Origin of the sequence: Candidatus Symbiopectobacterium sp., assembly GCF_020054415.1 — a bacterium.
Classification (GTDB): Bacteria; Pseudomonadota; Gammaproteobacteria; order Enterobacterales; family Enterobacteriaceae; genus Symbiopectobacterium.
In genome coordinates this window covers 1-1,877 of the sequence record NZ_JAHWCO010000619.1, presented here as the reverse complement: position 1 = coordinate 1,877, position 1,877 = coordinate 1, and the positions used below count along the sequence as shown (strand labels likewise).

Below are 1,877 nucleotides of genomic sequence, written 5' to 3'. Positions count from 1 at the left end.
TGGCAAAAGTTTCCATCAGCGTTACCGTCGTCAGTCATGCAAACACGGATGGCTACAGGGCTTACAACGACGAACTTCCAAAAGTAAAACACATTGTTAGCAAGCTGTATACACAGCGTGTTGAGCGTGCACATCTGACACCGCGTAACCGATTGCAACGGCTCAATCGCAAGACGCTCGGATATTCAAAATCATCCGAAATGCACGATAGGATCATCGGTACTTACATCGAACGCGAGTACTACGTTTGATGCTACATCAACTCATTGAATACACGACTAGGGAGTAATCGCAATTCCGCTTTTAATTTGCAACGCGGTACTGATAATGAGCGCGATCGTGCCGGGTCCCGCGGTACTGGGCATGGCCAATGGAACAAAGGCAATATTCACCCGGTTTGCTGAAGGGCTTCGGTTGATTTCATCCGCCTTGCTGGCGGCCTCAGGTCTGTGCTCTCGCTGGTGTGGGGGGAAGAGCATACGAAAACCGATGAAAGCCACGATCAGCCCACCAGCGATGCGCAAGCCGGGAATAGAAATGCCCAGCGTATTCATGATCAGTTGCCCACCATAAAAGGCCACCATCATGATGATAAACACGTACAGTGAGGTTTGAAATATCTGCCGGTTGCGCTCCCCCTCACTCATGTCACTCGACAACGCAAGAAATACCGCAATGGTGGTCAACGGATTGGCCAGGGGCAAAATTAACACCAGGCCCAGACCAACGGTCTTAATAAGTTCCAGCATATGGCCTCCAATGCTTATTGGGCACTGCTCTTCTGGCGATAGAGCAAACAGCGGCAGCGTATTCAGGCGAGTTAAGCTGACGGCAATTGTTGCTCATCGGCCATTTTTTTAAAGCGCTCCAGCGTTTGTTTCAGCATATCTTGTGAAAACAACGTGAAGAGCTGGCCTACTTTTCTGCCGATCAATCCACCCGGTGGTGTAAATCGAATCCACAACGTGACGTTAACCTCGCCATTGGGGGCGGGTGAGAATGTCAGCCTCCCTTCGTTCGGAACCAGTGCGCCAGGAAGTGAACGCCAATGCATGGCTTCTCCCGGTTTCTCTTCCACGATGCGTGCTCGCCACTCCAGCAGCGAGCCGAGCGGCGTATTGGCGCGCCACAGGGAGTCCGTCTGATTAAGGATAGTGATCGTTGCAAAATGGCTCATCAGCACCGGCAGCGTTTCCGGCTTGCGCCACAAGGTATACAGTGCATCGGCAGAATGCGCGATAGTGATGCTCCCGCTTAAGGCATCAGGAACGCGCTTACTGGCAAAACCCAATGATTTAAAGAAAGAAGATGGCACGCAGGCTCCTCTGTGATGTGGACTTACCGCTTACAACATTGCTTGTTATTTTTGCCGCTTCTTTCCACTTAGGCAAGGTTTGCTCTGTCTCTGGAAGACGCGTAGCTAACGTAAAGGAAAGAACATAAGGCGTTCACTGTAATAGATTTCGCCCAGTTTCATTGCATCTGGCTCCTGTCCATATTGGCAAAAACCGGCCTTTTGATACAAGCGATACGCTGCCAAATTGGAGGGTGTTATGCTCAGTAATAATATGCGAGCCCGCGAGCGAGCGTGTGAGATGGTGTGATTGAGCAATTGCAGGGAAACGCACTTTCCTCGGTAGTCTGGTGCCACATACATGCCCCACACAATCCCTTTGTGGGCGGATTTCATCCTCTGGGGGGCTTTGTTGAATAATAGGGAATAATGCTGTTGTGGTACGCCTGTTTTGGATTAAAATGGGCTTTGTTGAATAAATCAGAACTTGTAACGACTGCGCCCCATACGGGTCGATTGTTACGTGATGCGAATACTGTTCGGCATTCCTAATAGCGTGATCCGGTTAAGCGCTTTGACCATG

Annotated in this window: 3 protein-coding genes and 1 pseudogene; 1 reads left to right on the top strand and 3 read right to left on the bottom strand. The window is 50.3% G+C overall.

Translation table 11 applies throughout. The features are described from left to right. Positions 1-251, top strand: a 251-nt coding sequence (locus QZ506_RS18005; RefSeq protein ID WP_291972974.1) for an IS1 family transposase, incomplete at its 5' end; no start/stop codon positions are given. Positions 252-281: 30 nt separating this feature from the next. On the opposite strand, the pseudogene QZ506_RS18000 reads toward QZ506_RS18005, so the two are convergent. From QZ506_RS18000 to QZ506_RS21695, 3 genes and pseudogenes are all read right to left on the bottom strand, one after another. Further along, a pseudogene (locus QZ506_RS18000) lies at positions 282-749 on the bottom strand (MarC family NAAT transporter); the annotation flags it as partial. A 71-nt stretch (positions 750-820) separates the two neighbouring features. Next, positions 821-1,315, bottom strand: coding sequence for an SRPBCC family protein (locus tag QZ506_RS17995; RefSeq protein WP_291972973.1), 495 nt, complete (start codon positions 1,313-1,315; stop codon positions 821-823). A 105-nt stretch (positions 1,316-1,420) separates the two neighbouring features. Next, the gene (locus tag QZ506_RS21695; RefSeq protein WP_367273035.1) at positions 1,421-1,690 is read right to left on the bottom strand and encodes a GNAT family N-acetyltransferase; all 270 of its coding nucleotides are present in this window, start codon (positions 1,688-1,690) and stop codon (positions 1,421-1,423) included. Positions 1,691-1,877: the final 187 nt, after the last annotated feature.

What these genes read in the sequence shown, in the direction of transcription:
- QZ506_RS21695 (WP_367273035.1), bottom strand. Translation starts at nt 1,690, where the DNA reads ATGAAATCCGCCCACAAAGGGATTGTGTGGGGCATGTATGTGGCACCA.